The 16,028-nt window shown below is 72.7% G+C and carries 13 protein-coding genes; 5 read left to right on the top strand and 8 right to left on the bottom strand.

What is annotated here, in order from left to right; all coding sequences use genetic code 11:
* Positions 1 to 32 precede the first annotated feature (32 nt).
* Positions 33 to 1,403 (top strand): cystathionine beta-synthase, encoded by a 1,371-nt coding sequence (locus AB0K25_RS18500; protein WP_208568533.1) that lies wholly within the window; start codon positions 33 to 35, stop codon positions 1,401 to 1,403.
* Positions 1,404 to 1,573: 170 nt separating this feature from the next.
* Entirely contained in the window at positions 1,574 to 2,482 is a 909-nt protein-coding gene (locus AB0K25_RS18505) for an intradiol ring-cleavage dioxygenase (protein ID WP_363821327.1), read from the top strand.
* 3 nt (positions 2,483 to 2,485) lie between these two features.
* Here AB0K25_RS18505 and AB0K25_RS18510 read toward each other — a convergent pair whose 3' ends face one another.
* Entirely contained in the window at positions 2,486 to 3,004 is a 519-nt protein-coding gene (locus tag AB0K25_RS18510) for a GNAT family N-acetyltransferase (RefSeq protein ID WP_357536275.1), read from the bottom strand.
* A complete protein-coding gene (locus tag AB0K25_RS18515; protein WP_357536277.1) occupies positions 3,001 to 3,930 on the bottom strand; it encodes a ribonuclease Z in 930 nt (309 codons plus the stop codon). The genes AB0K25_RS18510 and AB0K25_RS18515 overlap by 4 nt, the downstream gene beginning before the upstream one ends.
* Positions 3,931 to 4,403: 473 nt before the next feature.
* Between AB0K25_RS18515 and AB0K25_RS18520 the strand changes: the two genes are divergently transcribed.
* A complete protein-coding gene (locus AB0K25_RS18520; RefSeq protein WP_219467235.1) occupies positions 4,404 to 6,122 on the top strand; it encodes an alpha/beta hydrolase domain-containing protein in 1,719 nt (572 codons plus the stop codon).
* Between the two features lie 146 nt (positions 6,123 to 6,268).
* Here AB0K25_RS18520 and AB0K25_RS18525 read toward each other — a convergent pair whose 3' ends face one another.
* The 6 genes from AB0K25_RS18525 to AB0K25_RS18550 form a co-directional block, all read right to left on the bottom strand.
* On the bottom strand, positions 6,269 to 7,444 hold the full coding sequence (locus AB0K25_RS18525; protein ID WP_357536279.1) for an osmoprotectant NAGGN system M42 family peptidase: 1,176 nt from the start codon (positions 7,442 to 7,444) through the stop codon (positions 6,269 to 6,271).
* A complete protein-coding gene (gene ngg / locus AB0K25_RS18530) occupies positions 7,441 to 9,270 on the bottom strand; it encodes an N-acetylglutaminylglutamine synthetase (protein ID WP_219467237.1) in 1,830 nt (609 codons plus the stop codon). The genes AB0K25_RS18525 and ngg overlap by 4 nt, the downstream gene beginning before the upstream one ends.
* A gap of 2 nt (positions 9,271 to 9,272) precedes the next feature.
* The gene (locus tag AB0K25_RS18535; RefSeq protein ID WP_219467239.1) at positions 9,273 to 11,063 is read right to left on the bottom strand and encodes an N-acetylglutaminylglutamine amidotransferase; all 1,791 of its coding nucleotides are present in this window, start codon (positions 11,061 to 11,063) and stop codon (positions 9,273 to 9,275) included.
* Between the two features lie 285 nt (positions 11,064 to 11,348).
* Entirely contained in the window at positions 11,349 to 11,915 is a 567-nt protein-coding gene (locus AB0K25_RS18540; RefSeq protein ID WP_219467242.1) for a GrpB family protein, read from the bottom strand.
* A 77-nt stretch (positions 11,916 to 11,992) separates the two neighbouring features.
* On the bottom strand, positions 11,993 to 12,655 hold the full coding sequence (gene msrA, locus AB0K25_RS18545) for a peptide-methionine (S)-S-oxide reductase MsrA (RefSeq protein WP_208568525.1): 663 nt from the start codon (positions 12,653 to 12,655) through the stop codon (positions 11,993 to 11,995).
* A 109-nt stretch (positions 12,656 to 12,764) separates the two neighbouring features.
* Positions 12,765 to 13,178 carry an HIT family protein gene (locus AB0K25_RS18550; protein WP_219467262.1) on the bottom strand — a complete coding sequence of 138 codons (414 nt, stop codon included), beginning with the start codon at positions 13,176 to 13,178 and terminating at the stop codon, positions 12,765 to 12,767.
* A 125-nt stretch (positions 13,179 to 13,303) separates the two neighbouring features.
* On the opposite strand from AB0K25_RS18550, the gene AB0K25_RS18555 reads away from it, so the two are divergent.
* Positions 13,304 to 14,443, top strand: coding sequence for a cystathionine gamma-synthase (locus AB0K25_RS18555; protein ID WP_219467265.1), 1,140 nt, complete (start codon positions 13,304 to 13,306; stop codon positions 14,441 to 14,443).
* 17 nt (positions 14,444 to 14,460) lie between these two features.
* Positions 14,461 to 15,870 (top strand): amidase family protein, encoded by a 1,410-nt coding sequence (locus AB0K25_RS18560; protein ID WP_219467268.1) that lies wholly within the window; start codon positions 14,461 to 14,463, stop codon positions 15,868 to 15,870.
* Positions 15,871 to 16,028: the final 158 nt, after the last annotated feature.

Consider the following 16,028-nt stretch of genomic DNA (forward strand, 5'->3'; position numbering starts at 1 on the left):
GTCGCCGGCGCCGCAACGAAGGGCACAACGAGGTGCAGTACTACGACAACGTCGTCGACCTGATCGGCAACACCCCGCTGGTACGACTGCGCAACGTCACCGAGGGCATCAGCGCGACCGTGCTGGCGAAGGTGGAATACCTCAACCCCGGCGGCTCGGTCAAGGACCGGATCGCGCTGCGGATGGTGGAGGACGCCGAGGCCGCCGGGCTGCTCAGGCCCGGCGGCACCATCGTCGAGCCGACCAGCGGCAACACCGGTGTCGGGCTGGCCCTGGTGGCCCAGCTCAAGGGCTACCACTGCGTCTTCGTCTGCCCCGACAAGGTCAGCCAGGACAAGCAGGACGTGCTGCGCGCGTACGGGGCGGAGGTGGTGGTCTGCCCGACCGCCGTCGCCCCGGAGGACCCCCGCTCCTACTACAACGTCTCCGACCGGCTGGCCCGGGAGATCCCCGGCGCGTGGAAGCCCGACCAGTACAGCAACCCGGCCAACCCGCGCTCGCACTACGAGACCACCGGCCCGGAGCTGTGGAAGCAGACCGGGGGCGGGCTCACCCACTTCGTCACCGGGGTCGGCACCGGCGGCACCATCACCGGCATCGGGCGTTACCTCAAGGAGGCTTCCGAGGGGCGGGTCAGGGTGATCGGGGCGGACCCGGAGGGCTCGGTCTACTCCGGGGGCACCGGCCGGCCGTACCTGGTCGAGGGTGTCGGTGAGGACTTCTGGCCGGCGACGTACGACCGGGAGGTCGCCGACGAGATCATCGAGGTGTCCGACAAGGCGTCCTTCGAGATGACCCGGCGGCTGGCCCGCGAGGAGGGGCTGCTCGTCGGCGGCTCCTGCGGGATGGCCGTGGTGGCGGCGCTGGAGGTGGCCCGTGCCGCCGGCCCGGACGACGTGGTCGTGGTGCTGCTGCCGGACAGCGGCAAGGGCTACCTGTCCAAGATTTTCAACGACCGGTGGATGGCCCGGTACGGCTTCCTCGACCACCCCGGCACCGAGCCGACCGTCGCCGACGCGCTGGCCGGCAAGCCGGGCGGCCTGCCCGAACTGGTGCACGTCCACCCGACCGAGACGGTCCGCGACGCCATCGACTACATGCGTGAGTACGGCGTCTCCCAGCTCCCGGTGCTCAAGGCCGAGCCGCCGGTGGTCACCGGCGAGGTGGCCGGCTCGATCGCCGAGCGGGACCTGCTGGACGCCCTGTTCACCGGTCAGGCCCACCTGCACGACACCATCGAGCGGCACATGGGTGACCCGCTGCCGATGGTCGGTGGCGGCCAGCCGGTGAGCGAGGCGGTGGGCCTGCTGGAGAAGTCCGATGCGGCGCTGGTGCTGGTCGACGGCAAGCCCAAGGGCGTGCTGACCCGTCAGGACCTGCTCGCCCACCTCGGCGCACGCTGATCCGACGCCGCTGCGGGGCCCCTTCCGACGGGAGGGGCCCGCAGCGTGTCCGGGCCGGTCGCCGTCGGGTCGACCATTCACAGCACGGGCACAGGGGCAGCACAGAGGGCATCCGAGCAGCCTCCCTACGGTCGGGTGAGCCGAGAGGCACCGACCACGGGAGGAACGACATGCGACACGACCTGGACCACCACGAGGGGCAGCGGGTCAGCCGTCGGCGGCTGATCGCGGGGGTCGGCTCGATCGGGCTGGCCGGCCTGCTCGCGGCCTGCGGCCGGGACAGCGGCACGGTCACCACGTCGACCGGCCAGACCGTGTCCCCCCAGGCGACCGCCAGCACGTCGGCCGACCTGGCTGCGCTGTTCGGCGCGGCGAACACCTGCACGTTGACCGCGAGCACCACCCAGGGCCCGTACTACTTCGACGCCGACAAGATCCGCAACGACATCCGGGAGGACCGGGCGGGCACCCGGCTGCGGGTGGCGATCCGGGTGCAGGACAGCGAGCAGTGCGGACCGTTGGCCAACGCCGTCGTGGAGATCTGGCACTGTGACGCCGAGGGCCTGTACTCGGGTGCCGAGGCGCAGTCGTCCGGTGCGTCGGGCGGCGGCGCTCTGTCCGGCGGCAATCCGCCCGGCGGCGCGTCGGGTGGCACCCCGCCCACCGGCACCCCGCCAGGGGGTGGGGCGGCCCCGGGCGGCGGCGCCGAGGGGTCGGCGGCGGACCTGACGCCGACCGACGACAAGCGCTACCTGCGCGGCGCCCAGGTCACCAACGCCGACGGGATCGTCGAGTTCACCACCATCTGGCCGGGCTGGTACCGGGGCCGCACCACGCACATCCACGCGATGGTGCACCTGGGCGACGACCGGGTGCTCACCACCCAGATGATGTTCGACGAGGCGCTCAACACCCGGGTGTACGCCGCCGCGCCGTACGCCGCGCACACCGGGCGGGACACCTTCAACGACAACGACAACATCTTTGCCGAGAGCATGCTGATGAAGGTGGTCGAGGACGGCGACGGGTATCTATCAGTGATCAACTTCTCGGTCGACGCGGACCAGGACGGCACCTGACGGTCAGCAGCCGGGCAGCTGCCGGGCGTAGCGCAGCTGCGGGGTGCGGGTGGGGCCGATCCGTTCGTCCCGGCGATCGCCGGTGGCCCGCCAGCCGCCGCGCTCGTAGAAGTGCCGGGCGGGGGCGTTGCTCTCCAGCACCCACAGCACCGCCCGACGCCAGCCCCGGACCCGCATGGTGTCCAACGCGTCCACCATCAGCGCCCGGCCGGTGCCCCGGCCCCGCTCGGCCGGGTCGAGGTGGATGGCGTTGAGCAGCCCGGTCGCCGGGTCGCCCCCGTCGTCCGGGCCGAGGTAGCTGAACCCGACCAGCCGGCCGTCCCGCTCGGCCACGGTCATCAGGTGCTCGTCGCGTTCCCACGTCCACCGCTCGACCCAGTACGCCCCCATTGCCTCGGGCGTCGGGTCGGCCAACGCCTCGGGCGGCAGGAACGACGAGTAGGCCGCGATCCGGGACCGCTGGTGCAGGGCGCCCACCGGCATCAGGTCGTCGGCGACGGCGGGACGGAGCGTGACGGTCACCCGGCCGAGGCTACCCGCCGGGGCGGGACCGGCACGGTGGTCAGGTCCTCGGCGATCACCAGCTCCCCGGTGAAGTGCTCGCGGGCCTCGTCGTGGAAGCGGCGCGGGTCGGCGTACCGCTGGGAGAAGTGGGTGAGCACCAGGGTGCGTACCCCGGACTCGGTGGCGACCCGGGCGGCCTGGCCGGCGGTCAGGTGGCCGACCTCGGCGGCGAGCGCGGTCTCCGACGCCAGGAACGTCGACTCGATGACCAGCAGGTCGGCGTGTTCGGCGAGGGCGTACACCCCGTCGCAGAGGCCGGTGTCCATCACGAAGGCGAACCGCTGCCCCGGCCGGACCACGCTCACCTCGTCCCGGGTGACGCGGCGTCCGCCGACGTCCAGGTGCCCGACGCGCAGCAGCTCGCCGACCGCCGGCCCACCGATGCCGTACGCGGACAGTCGCTCCGGCAGCATCCGGCAGCCGTCCGGCTCGACCAGCCGGTAGCCGTACGTCTCGACGGGGTGCCGCAGCCGGCGGGCCTCCAGCGTGCCGACGCCCAGGGTGATCCGTTGCCCGTCGGTGGTGATCGGTTCGACGGCCAGCTCGGCGGTCTCGTGGAAGCTGCTGGCGTGCCGCAACCTGGCGAAGTATTCGGCGCCTCCGGCGGGGAAGTGCACCGCCACCGGGTGCGGCACCCGGTCCAGGGAGAGCCGTTGGATGGTGCCGGGTAGGCCGAGGCAGTGGTCGCCGTGGAAGTGGGTGACGCAGATCCGGGTGAGGTCGGTGGCGGTGACCCCGGTGTGCAGGAGTTGGCGCTGGCTGCCCTCGCCCGGGTCGAAGAGGATCACCTCGTCGTCCCAGCGCAGCACGTAGCCGTTGTGGTTGCGCAGCCGGGTGGGGGTCTGGCTGGCCGTACCGAGCACCGTCAGCTCACGCATGGACACCGCCGGCCTCCTCCGGAGACGAAGCGACCCCCGGGGCTTCCGTGCTCGCGCACGGGCCGACTGGACTGGGTCGGCACCCCGGGGGTCGGGTGGCTGTCGTGGTTTCGCCGCACCGCTGCCACACGGTCTCGACGATCATGCTTGGTCGTTCACTGTCGAGGACAGCGGCTAGCGGACAGCCACCTCACGAGTCCGATTGCTATACAAGTCTGGACCACCTCCTTTCCCGTGTACCGCCACGCTACCCACTGCGCCCCGGGTGCCGGTAGTGATTTTTCGCGCGATCCCGCAGACGGCGTCATGCCGGCGGGGGAGGGTCGCAGGCCGGCGACTTTTGCTCAAGTCGGCGAAAGTTCGTGCTCGTCTGGCCTATCTTTCGCCTGAAGTGAGCATTACTCTCTGCCCCACAGTGGCCACGTCTCGCCGCTGCCGCCCGAGTCGTCCCCTCGGTCGCTCCCCCCGTGAGGTGAACCGTGCCCGTTTCGTCCACCACCCGCAGGAACACCCGACGATGTCTCACCCTCGGCCTGGTCGGTGCGCTGGCCGTCGCCACCGGCCCGGTCCACCCGGCGACCGCAGCCGCGCCGACCACGCCCCGGCCGTCCACCGCCACCGGCGCGACCGTGGCGAACCCGGTGGTCGCCGGGCCGATCGCCCGGACCACCCCGGTCGGCGACCCCGGTCACGGCTACCCGTTCCTCGCCACCGACGTCAACCTGGCCGCCGCCGGCTACGTCGAGGAGGAGTTCTTCCTCTTCGGCACCGCCACCCGGTACGCCGTGCAGGGCACCCAGAACGCGACCACCCTCGGCACCGACCAGCCGTACGGCACCCGGCTGGTGGTCCGCCGGCCGGCCAACACCACGAAGTTCAACGGTGTCGTCATCGCCGAGTGGAACAACGTCAGCAACCAGTGGGACCAGGAGGTCGACTGGTTCCAGTCGCACGAACACCTGATCCGCTCCGGCTACGCCTGGGTCGGGGTCTCCGCCCAGCGGGCCGGGCTGCACTCCGCCACCGGGCTCAAGGCGTGGAGCCCCACCCGGTACGGCCCGCTGGACGTCACCGTCGGCGGCACCGTCACCGACGACAGCCTCTCGTACGACATCTTCAGCCAGGCGGTGAAGGCGGTCCGCAACCCGACCGGCGTCGACCCGCTGGGCAAGCTGCCCGCCCCGCAGTACGTGATCGCCACCGGCCACTCGCAGTCGGCCGGCCGCCTCGCCAACTACTACAACGGCGTCCAGCAGTCGGCGAACGTCCTCGACGCGGTCGTCCTGCACGGCGGTGGCGGGGTGTTGCGCACCGACCTGACCACACCGGTGTTCCGGATCAACTCCGAGGGGGACGTGGCCAGCGGCATCCTGCCCGCGACGGCCCGCGCCCAGGCCGACTCGCCCGTCCTGCGCTCCTGGGAGGTGGCCGGCGCGTCGCACGGCGACTGGAAGCTGATCACCGACTACGGGCCGCTGCGCAAGCGGGACATCGGCAGCTACCCGGGCGGCTACCCGGGTGAACCGCAGACCTGCACGCTGCCCTCGCTGTCGCGCGTCCCGCAGCACATGGTGCAGAACGCGGTCTACGACCACACCGTCGCCTGGGTCGCCCGGCAGGTGGCCCCGCCCAGTGCCCCGCCGATCCAGACGACCACCACGACCCCGCCGGCCATCGCCCGCGACGACCTCGGGCTCGCCCTCGGCGGTATCCGGCTCGCCCAGCACCAGGTGCCGCTGCGGGTCAACAGCGGCAGCAACACCGGACCCGGCTTCTGCTTCCTCGACGGCAGTTCGGTGCCGCTGACCGACGCGCAACTCGCCACCCGATACCCGACCGTCGGGTCGTACGTGGACGCCAGCGTCGCGGCGACCCTCGCCGCCGCCGACGCCGGTCACCTGCCCGCGTCGTTCACCCGCGACCCCGCCTGGTACTCCGACCTGCGGTACCTGATCGCGGAGTACGTCGCCGCCGGCCGGATCACCGAGTACGTGGCGGCCCGGCTGACCGACCGGCTCCAGCGGGCCGAGCAGGCCGGCACCGCCGGCAACGCGGCCCGCGCCGGTGAACTGCTGGCGCAGCTGGCCGACCGGGCGCGGCAGCGGATCACCGGTGACCCGGCAGCCCGGGACGCGGTGCTGCGACCGACCGAGGCGCTGATTGCGCTCCTGCACGCGGCGGACCGCCGCAACCGGTGACCCGGCCGGGGTGGCCGGTGCGAAGGCGTCGGTCACCCGCCGGGCAGCGATCGACCCGGCCGGTGGGTGGCGGGCGCGACGCGGGCCGCCACCCACCGGCGACGTGACCGCCGGCCGGGCCGGTGGTCAGGGCTGCGCGGAGCCGGTCAGTCGATGCCGATCGGGCCCTCACGGGGGCCGTCTTCGTTGGCCGGCTGCACCGCCAGCGACGGGAAGTCGGCCAGGTCGCCCTCCGGCTCGGCGTCCCACTCGGGAAAGACCAGGTCGCTCTGGAGATAGAGGCAGAGCAACTGGGTCAGGTGGGCCAGGCCGTCCAGATGGGTGCGCTCGTGGCCGTGGGTGGCGTCCACCCCGAAACCGAGCAGCGCCACCCGGGCGTGCGCGCCCGCCTCGACCGCCGCCGCCACGTCCGAGCGGTAGTAGTCGAAGACGTCGCGGACCAGGTCCACCCCGTGTTCCCGGGCGATGGTGGCCAGGTTGCGGGTCAGGTGGTAGTCGAACGGGCCGACCCCGTCGCCCATCGCCAGGGTCGCCGCGTCCTCCCGGGACTGCTGGCCCGGCGCGACCACCGCCGCGTCCACCGAGACGATCTCGGCGACGTCCGGGTCCAGGCCGTGGCTGGCGCCGTGGCCGATCTCCTCGGTGACGGTGACCAGCAGGTGGGCGGTGACGGTGGGGGTGATACCGGCGTCCACCACCGCCTTGAACGCGGTCAGCACCGCCGCCACCCCGGCCTTGTCGTCCAGGTGCCGGGACTTCACGTAACCGGACGGGGTGACCATCGGGTTCGGCAGGAACGCCACGAAGTCGCCCGCGTCGATGCCCAGCGCCCGCAGGCCGGCGATGTCCTCGACCGGCTCGTCGACGCGTACCTCGACGTGCTGCCAGCCGACGCCCTGCAGGTCGACGTCGTCGTTGTAGCGGTGCCCGCTGGCCTTCAACGGCAACACCTGCCCGGTGACCACCCGGTCCAGGTCGTCGGTGAAGATCCGCACGTGCGCGCCCTCGGCGAACCGGGCCGAGTGGGTGCCGATGGTCTTCAGCTCCAGCCGGCCGTTCTCCTTGAGCCGCTTGACCATCCCGCCGATGGTGTCGGTGTGCACCACGATCGCCCGGTCGGCACCGGTCTGCCGGGGGCCGGGCAAGCAGGCGCTGAGCGCCCCCCGCCGGGTCAGCGTGGACGGGATGCCCAGCGCGGACAGGCGTTCCCCCACGTACTGCTGCACGTGGTCGGTACGCCCCGACGGGCTGGGGATGTCCAGCAACTCCACCAGCACCTGGCGCAGGTAGTCCAGGTCGATCTCCAGGGGCTTGAGGCTCACGCGACCCCTCCGGGCCCGGCCGGGCTCCAGAGACGCTGCGGGGCCCGGGTGCCCGGGAAGAGCAGGTCCACGAAGCGCTCGGCGGTCGGCTGGGGCTCGTGGTTGGCCAGCCCCGGCCGCTCGTTCGCCTCGATGAACACGTGCTCGGGCTGGTCGGGGGCGGGGACCAGCAGGTCCAGCCCGGTCACCGGGATGTCCAGGGCCCGGCTCGCCGCCACGCAGGCGGTGGCGATCGTCGGGTGCAGTTCGGCCGTCACGTCGTGGATTGTGCCACCGGTGTGGAGGTTCGCCGTCCGGCGCACCGCCAGCACCCGCCCCTCGGGCAGCACGTCGTCCATCCGGTGCCCGGCCTCGGCCACCACCTCGCGGGTCATCTCGTCGACCGGGATGCGGGACTCCCCGCCGGTGGCGGCGGCCCGGCGTCGGCTCTGCCGCTCGATCAGCGCGGTGACGTCGTGCACCCCGTCACCGGTGATCTGCGCCGGTCGGCGTACGGCGGCGGCCACCACCTCATGGTCGATCACGATCACCCGCAGGTCCTCGCCCGCGCGCAGCTCCTCGATCAGCACGTCGGGGCAGAACCGGCGGGCCAGCTCGACGGCCGTGGCCAACGCCTCGGCGGTGCGTACCCCGACGGTGATGCCGTTGCCCTGCTCGCCCCGGGCCGGCTTGACCACCACCGGGCCGACGTCGGTGAGGAAGGCCAGGTCGTCGGCGTCGCCGGTGGCGGTCCGGCCACGCGGCACCGACAGGCCCGCCTCGGTGAGGATGCGCCGGGTGACCCGCTTGTCGTCGCAGCGGCTCATCGCCACCGCCGAGGTCAGCTCGGACAGCGACTCGCGGGTGACGATCGTCCGGCCGCCGTTGGTCAGCCGCAGCTCACCCCAGTGCGCGTCGGTGACCTCCACCCGGATGCCGCGCCGCATCGCCTCGTCGGCGACGATCCTCGCGTACGGGTTCAGCTCGTCGTAGCCCGCCGGGGTGGCCGGCAGGAACAGCCGTTCGTTGATCGGGTTCTTCCGCTTGACGCAGAGCGTGCCGGTGCGGTGGAAACCCAACCGCTCGTAGAGCCGGATCGCGCCGGAGTTCTCGGCCAGCACCGACAGGTCGACGAACGCCCGGCCCCGCTCGTCGAGCCGGTCGGCCAGCTCGGTGAGCAGGGCCTGACCGGTGCCGGGCGGGGCGGTGTTGAAGTCGACGGTCAGGCACCACAGGCTCGCGCCGTTCTCCCGGTCGCCGAAGACCGCCACGTGGTCGACGCCGGTGATGGTGCCGACGATCTCCCCGGTGCTCGCCTCGGCCACCAGATGCAGGAACCGGTCGGTGCCGGCGTTGTCGACGAGCACCTCCACCGGCGCGGTGACCATGCCGTTGCGGGCGTAGATCCGGTTCACCGCGTCCGCGTCGTCGGCGTCGCGCAGCGGCCGGACGACCAGCCCCGGGATCTCCATCCGCCCGGTGGCCTCCGGGCGGCGCTCACCCAGCGGCAGCCGGTAGGTCAGCGACGGGTCGATGAACAGTTCGTCGGGCAGCCGGGACACCAGCACGTGCGGGTCGCGCAGGTAGATGCAGATGTCCCGGGAGCCGGCCGCCTCGGACCGCAGCACATGGGCCACCGCCACCTGCTCGTGGAAGGTCTGGCCGAACACCAGCCGCCCCCAGCCGCAGTCCAGGACCACGTCTGACGGCCCGGCCGGTTCCCGGCGCGGCTCCGGTGCGGTGGCCGGCGCGACCGGGTCACCGCCGGGGCCGATGCGTTCCCGGCGGCGGCCGAGCACCCGCTCCCGGTCGGTACGGGCCGTGCCGGTCGCGAGGGTCTCGTTCACGGTCAGTCGATTCCGTGGCTCTGGAGCCACATTTCCAGGAGTCCCAGTTGCCACAGTTTGTTTCCGTTCAACGGGGTCAGTTCGGCGTTCGGGTCGGCGAGCAGCGCATTGACGTAGTCGGCACGGAACAGGTCGCGGCGGCGGGCCTGCGGCGCGGTGAGCGCGTCGCGGACCCGGTCGAGGAGCTTGCCCTCCAGGTGGGTCAGGCCGGGCACCGGGAAGTAACCCTTTGGGCGGTCGATCACCTCGTGCGGCAGGACCCGGCGGCCGATCTCCTTGAGCACGCCCTTGCCGCCCTGGGCCAGCTTCAGCTCGGGCGGGCAGCTCGCCGCCAGCTCCACGAACTCGTGGTCGAGGAACGGCACCCGGGCCTCCAGGCCGTGCGCCATGGTCATGTTGTCGACCCGCTTCACCGGGTCGTCGGTGAGCATGACCTGGGTGTCGATCCGCAGGCCGGCGTCGACGGCGGTCTGCGCCCCGGCCCGGCCCAGGTGGGCGGCGACGAACTCGCGCGCCGGATCGCCGTCGGCCAGCCACGCCGGGTTGAGCACCCGGGCCAGCCCGGCCGCGTCCCGGTCGAAGAACGCCTTCGCGTACGAGTCGAGGGCCTGCTCCCGGTCGATGCCGGCCAGTGGCGGGTACCAGTGGTAGCCGCCGAGGATCTCGTCCGCGCCCTGACCGGACTGGACCACCTTGACGTGCTTGGAGACCTCCTGGCTCAGCAGGTAGAAGGCGACGCAGTCGTGGCTGACCATCGGCTCGCTCATCGCGGCCACCGCCGCCTCCAGCGGCGGAACCAGGTCACCGGCGGCCACCTTGAGCTGGTGGTGGTCGGTGCCGAACGTCTTGGCCACAAGGTCGGAGTAGACGAACTCGTCGCCCTCCCGCCCGCCGACGGCGTCGAAGCCGATCGAGAAGGTGGACAGCCCGGAGCGGGTCTGCCCCTCGCCGGCCAGCAGCGCCACCACCAGGCTGGAGTCCAGGCCGCCGGAGAGCAGCACGCCCACCGGCACGTCGGCGACCATCCGCCGGCGTACGGCGGTGGTCAGCGACTCCAGCAGGGCGTCCTCCCAGTCCCGGGCCGACCAGTCGGCGCGCGACGCGTCCCGGGTGAACGACGGGTCCCAGTAGACCCGCTCGTGGGTGCGGCCGTCGGGCTCGTAGACCCGGACGGTGGCCGGGGGGAGCTTGGCCACGCCACGCAGGATGGTGCGCGGCGGCGGCACGATGCTGTGGAAGCTGAGGTAGTGCGACAGTGCCACCGGGTCGATGGTGGTGTCGATCCCGCCGCCGGCCAGCAGGGCGGGCAGGGTGCTGGCGAACCGCACCACGCCCGGCGTCTCGGCCAGGTAGAGCGGCTTGATGCCGAGCCGGTCCCGGGCCAGCACCAGCCGGCCGGTGTCCCGCTCGGTGATCGCGACGGCGAACATGCCGATCAGGTGGTCGACGAAGTCGAGCCCCCACTCGGCGTACGCCTTGACCACCACCTCGCTGTCGCCGGAGGAGAAGAAGCGGTGGCCCTTAGCCTGCAACTCCTGGCGCAGCTCGCGGTAGTTGTAGATGCAGCCGTTGAACACGCCGGTGAGCCCGGCGGCCGGGTCGACGATCGGTTGCCCGCTGGCGGCGGAGAGGTCGATGATCTTCAAGCGGCGGTGCCCGAGGGCGGTGGCCCCCTGTGACCACACTCCGCTGTCGTCGGGCCCCCGGTCACTCATCGTGGCCGCCATGCGTTCCACCGCCGACACATCGGCCCGGGAACCGTCACGCCGGAACTCTCCCGCAAGTCCGCACATGCCAGCCAATGCTGCCAGAGGTTGTTGCACTTCGCCTGTTGAGCTGATGTCGATGGTGTTACGGGATTGCTAGCATGTGCGCCACTCACCGTGACGGCCCCGCGCGGGCCGACGTTCCTGCCCGGGGCCCGGCGGGTGCCCGATTCGCCCCGGGCCCACGATGTGACAAACACCGCAGGCTCCGGAAAACGGCCGTCGGGCGGGTCGCCCGACGGCCGCTCGGTGTCCGGGTCGGTCAGCCGACCGTACGGGCCACCCCGACCGGGCAGCTCACACCGTCGGTGCTCATGCGTCGCTCGGGCCCGGCGACCACCCGGTCTCCTGGGCCCAGTCGTCGGCGCGACGGATGAGCGCCCAGGAGAACCCGGCCTTCGCGTTCGTGTAGGCGAGCCCATCGTGCGGATGTCTGGCGGCCAGGTCACGCTTGACCGCCGCGTACTCCTCGGCGGCCTGTGGATGCACCCGCAGGTAATCGCGGAACAGCAAGGGAAACTGCTCCGAGAAACTACCTGCCATCCGCACGTGGATGTGGGTACGCGGCTGCCCCGGCGGTTCCCGGAAGTACCGCTTCGTACGTTCCGGGTTCTTGTCCCGGAACACGTGTCCCAGGCTCTGCAACGGCACCCGGAAAGGCTCGTCGGGTGCCAACCGGGCCACCGAGATCTGTAGGTCGATCACCGGTTTGGCCGCCAGGCCCGGCACCGAGGTGGAGCCGATGTGGTCGATGCGCAGTGCCACATCGCCCAATGCCGCGCGCAGTGGACCCGCCACCTCCCGGAACCGTTGTGGCCAGGCCGGATCGTGATCGACGATTCTGATGACCCGCACACCCCCGGCCGGATCGTGACTCATCGGGCCCATACTCCCTCGCGCGTTCCTCGAACGGGCAGTTCCGCCCGCGATCACGGCCCTCACCTGCCGGGGCTCCCTCAGCCGGCGGTACGGGCCACCCCGACCGGGCAGCTCAACCCGTTCGGTCCGTGGTTGCAGTAGCCGTTCGGGTTCTTCGTCGGGGCCAGATACTGTTGGTGGTAGTCCTCGGCGAAGTAGTAGTCGCCCAGCGGGGCGATCTCGGTGGTGATCTCACCCTTGCCGGCCCGCGCCACGATCGGCGCGAACGCGTCCCGGGACGCCTGCGCGGTGGCCAGCTGCTCGTCGCTGGTGGTGTAGATCGTCGAGCGGTACTGGCTGCCGACGTCGTTGCCCTGACGCATGCCCTGGGTCGGGTCGTGGTTCTCCCAGAACACCTTGAGCAGGTCCTCGTAGCTGATCACGGTGGGCTCGTAGACCACCTGGACCACCTCGGCGTGCCCGGTCATCCCCGAACACACCTCCTCGTACGTCGGGTTGGCGCTGTAGCCGCCCGCGTAGCCGGCCGACGTCGTCAGCACCCCCGGGAGGGTCCAGAACAGCCGCTCGGCGCCCCAGAAGCAGCCCATGCCGAAGACGGCGACCTGGGCACCCTCCGGGAACGGGCCCTTCAGCGACGACGGCAGCACCTCGTGCCGGTCCCCGATCGGCATCGCGATCGGGCGGCCGGGCAGGGCCTGGTCGGGGCTGATCATCTCGGCCTTCATGCGGCGAAGGAACACGGTGGAACTCCTCTCGTACCTCTCCCCGCATGCAACACCGGCGGGCCCGTCTTCCTTACCCGCTGCGTCCCGGCTCTCGCCCCCGGGCCTCGCCGAATGTCGGCGGGTCTCAGGGCAGGGCGGCGGCGACCCGCCCGGCGTAGGAGTCGGCCTCGGCGTCGTCGGCGTAGCGGGTACGCGGCCAGAAGAAGCCGCGCAGGCCGTCGCCCTTGGTCCTCGGCACCACGTGGGTGTGCAGGTGCGGCACCGACTGGGACACCCGGTTGTTCATCGCCACGAAGGTCCCACCGGCCCCCAGACCGGATTCCACGGCCGCCGCCAGGCGCTGCACCAGGCCGAAGTAGCCGGACAGGTCGGCCGCCGGCAGGTCGGTCAGGGTGACCAGGTGGGCGCGGGGCACCACCAGGACGTGCCCCTTGAACACGGGCCGGGTGTCCAGGAACGCCACCCCGTCCGGCTCGTCGGCCACCCGGAACGCCGGCACCTCCCCGGCCACGATCTGACAGAACACGCACCCGCTCACCCGCGCAGCCTAGAGCCCTGCGCGCCCGCCCACCACGCGGAGTGGACGCCGCCGGGGCGCGGCGCGGGATGAGCGGGGGCGGGTTCCGCCCGGCGGGCGGGGCGGGGCGGACTAACGTCTGCGGGATGAGTCACGGCTTCGAGACGCTCGCCATCCACGCCGGCCAGGACCCGGAGGCCCGCACCGGCGCGGTGATCCCCCCGATCTACCAGACCAGCACGTACGCCCAGGACGCCGTCGGAGCGCCCCGGCAGGGCTACGAGTACAGCCGCTCCGGCAACCCCACCCGCGACGCGCTCCAGGAGTGCCTGGCCGCGCTGGAGGGGGGTCGGGTCGGGCTCGCCTTCGCCAGCGGCCTGGCCGCCGAGGACACCCTGCTGCGGACGGTCTGCTCGCCCGGCGACCACGTGGTGATCCCCGACGACGCGTACGGCGGCACCTACCGGCTGTTCGCCCGGGTCGCCGAGCGGTGGGGGCTGACGTACACGCCGGCGAAGGTCTCCGACGTCGACGCGGTCCGGGCCGCGATCCGTCCCGAGACGAAGATCGTCTGGGTGGAGACGCCGACGAACCCGCTGCTCGGCATCGCCGACATCGCCGCCCTGGCCGGGCTCGCGCACGAGGCCGGGGCGCTGCTGGCGGTCGACAACACGTTCGCCTCGCCGTACCTGCAGCAGCCGCTCGCGCACGGCGCGGACGTGGTGGTGCACTCCACCACCAAGTACGTCGGCGGGCACTCCGACGTGGTCGGTGGCGCGTTGATCGTCGCCGATCCGACCCTCGGCGACGAACTGCGCTACCACCAGAACGCGATGGGCGCGATCAACGGCCCGTTCGACGCCTGGCTGACCCTGCGCGGCATCAAGACCCTCGGGGTACGGATGGACCGGCACTGCGACAACGCCGAACGGATCGCCGCCTTCCTCGACGGGCACGCCAAGGTCGCCCAGGTCATCTACCCGGGCCTGCCGTCGCACCCCGGACACGAGGTGGCCGCCAAGCAGATGCGCCGCTTCGGCGGGATGATCTCCTTCCGGGCCGCCGGCGGTGAGGAACACGCCGTGCAGGTCTGCAACCGGGCCCGGCTGTTCGTCCTCGCCGAGTCGCTCGGCGGGGTGGAGTCCCTGATCGAGCACCCGGGCCGGATGACACACGCAAGTGCTGCCGGCTCGCCGCTTGAAGTTCCCGGCGATCTCGTGCGACTGTCTGTCGGCATCGAGACGGTCGACGACCTGCTCGCCGATCTGGAGCAGGCGCTGGGCTGACCGCGGGCTGGGAAGAGGTGGCCGTGCAGGACATCATGCCGACCTGGGTGGGGGCGACCGCCAAGCAGATCGCCCGGGGCGTACGCCGGGGCGACGTCTCCGCCACCCAGGTCGTCGCCGACCACCTGGACCACGTCGGGCGGGTCGACGGCGCCCTCTCCGCGTTCCGGGTGGTCCGGGGCGGCGAGGCGATCACCGAGGCGGAGAAGGTCGACGAGCAGGAGGAGTTGGCGAACCTCCCGCTCGCCGGGGTGCCGGTGGCGGTCAAGGAGAACACCCCGGTCGCCGGCCTGCCCACCTGGAACGGGTCGGTCGCCGCGCGTACCCCGGTGGCGGAGGCCGACCACGAGGTGGTGCGCCGGTTGCGCGGCGCGGGCGCGGTGATCCTCGGGGTGACCCGGATGCCGGAGCTGGGACTCTGGGCGATCACCGACGACGCGACCGCCGTCACCCGTAACCCGTGGGACCTGCGGCGTACCCCCGGGGGGTCTTCCGGCGGAGCCGCCGCGGCGGTCGCGGCCGGGCTGGTGCCGATCGCGCACGGCAACGACGGGCTGGGCTCGATCCGCATCCCGGCCGCCTGCTGCGGCCTGGTCGGGCTCAAGCCCGGCCGGGGTGTGGTCCCGTGCCAGCTCGGCGCGGAGGACTGGTTCGGGCTGACCGAGCACGGCATGCTCACCACCACGGTCGCCGATGCCGCCGTCGGCTTCCAGGTGCTCGCCGGGCGTCGCCCGGACAAGCTGGTCCCCCCGCCCCGGCTGCGGGTCGGCGTGTCGCTGCGCTCGCCGGTGCGCGGTGTGTCGCCGGACGCGCCCAACCGGGACGCGGTGGCCGCCGCCGGCCGGCTGCTCGCCGCCGCCGGCCACGACACCGTGCCCGCCGACCCGGTCTACCCGACCTCGCTCGGCCTCCAGGGCATCGCCACCTGGCTCGCCGCCGCCGCGGCCGACGTGCGGGCCGCCGGCATCGACCGGCGTGGCCTGCAACGGCGCAGCCGCCGGCACGTCGCGCTGGGGGAGTGGGCGCAACGCCGGGGGTACGTGCGGGAGGCCGACCGGGCCGCCTGGCGCGACCGCTCCGTCGGTTTCTTCACCGACCACGCGGTCGACCTGCTGCTCACCCCGGCCCTGGCCGGGCCGCCGCCGGAGGCCACCGCCTGGTCCGGCCGGTCCTGGCTGGCGAACATGAGGACCAACATCCGGTACGCCCCGTTCGCCGCCCCGTGGAACGTCGCCGGCCTGCCGTCGATCGTGGTGCCGGTGGGCCGCCGCCCGGACGGCCTGCCGGTCGCCGCGCAACTGGTCGGCCCGCCCGGGTCGGAACTGCTGCTGCTCGGTGTCGCCGGGCAGTTCGAGATGCAGGCCCCCTGGACCCGGCACGCCCCCGGCTACCCCCGGGTCGACACGGGCTCCCCGGCCGTCGCCTGACCCACCCGCCTGATCGCCTGACCCGCCCGCCTGACCGCCCCGTGCCGGGCCGTCGGTGCCGGACCGGGCCCACCTGGTCCGGGTCGTCGGCCGGCTGACCCCGGCGCGACCACCAGCGGTCGGTGAGCACGTCGTCGCCGCTGGTGGCGGGCGGTGTC

This window comes from Micromonospora sp. NPDC049257, assembly GCF_040678915.1.
GTDB classification, from domain to species: domain Bacteria; phylum Actinomycetota; class Actinomycetes; order Mycobacteriales; family Micromonosporaceae; genus Micromonospora; species Micromonospora antibiotica.

Excerpts from the sequence above, each read along its gene's own strand:
- AB0K25_RS18505 (WP_363821327.1), top strand. The coding sequence starts at position 1,574 with ATGCGACACGACCTGGACCACCACGAGGGGCAGCGGGTCAGCCGTCGG.
- AB0K25_RS18535 (WP_219467239.1), bottom strand. The coding sequence starts at position 11,063 with ATGTGCGGACTTGCGGGAGAGTTCCGGCGTGACGGTTCCCGGGCCGAT.
- AB0K25_RS18540 (WP_219467242.1), bottom strand. The coding sequence starts at position 11,915 with ATGAGTCACGATCCGGCCGGGGGTGTGCGGGTCATCAGAATCGTCGAT.
- AB0K25_RS18555 (WP_219467265.1), top strand. The coding sequence starts at position 13,304 with ATGAGTCACGGCTTCGAGACGCTCGCCATCCACGCCGGCCAGGACCCG.